This window comes from Micromonospora sp. AMSO31t (assembly GCF_008868175.1).
In the GTDB taxonomy this organism is placed as follows: Bacteria; Actinomycetota; Actinomycetes; order Mycobacteriales; family Micromonosporaceae; genus Micromonospora.
The window spans coordinates 1-302 of the sequence record NZ_WBKT01000363.1 but is presented as its reverse complement, the minus strand read 5'-3'; the positions used below and the strand labels follow the sequence as shown (position 1 = coordinate 302).

General features: G+C 77.8%; 1 pseudogene. It reads left to right on the top strand.

Annotated features, from left to right (window positions below):
* Nucleotides 1-110 (top strand): annotated as a pseudogene (locus F8274_RS32765) (WhiB family transcriptional regulator); the annotation flags it as partial.
* Between the last annotated feature and the right edge of the window lie 192 nt (nucleotides 111-302).

Here is a 302-nt window from a genome sequence, read left to right as displayed (position 1 = left end):
GGGCCATGCTGGTCGCCTGGCGCAGTGAGGTGCAGCCGGATCCGGACGCGCTCGACGAGGCCGGCCCGCCGGCCCGCGACCGCCTGCTCACGCTGGTGCCGTCGAGCTGATTCCGTGCGACCGTCGCCCGCGTCTCCCCATCGGGACACGCGGGCGACGGCGTTTCCCGGTCCCGGCGACCGTCGCGCACGGGGCCGGACGCAGAATGGGCCCGTGCGGCACAGCGACGAGATCGGGACACCCCGCGGCCCGGCCCGGGTCCACACCGACCCGCCGGCGGCCGGCGGCGCCACCCTGCTGGT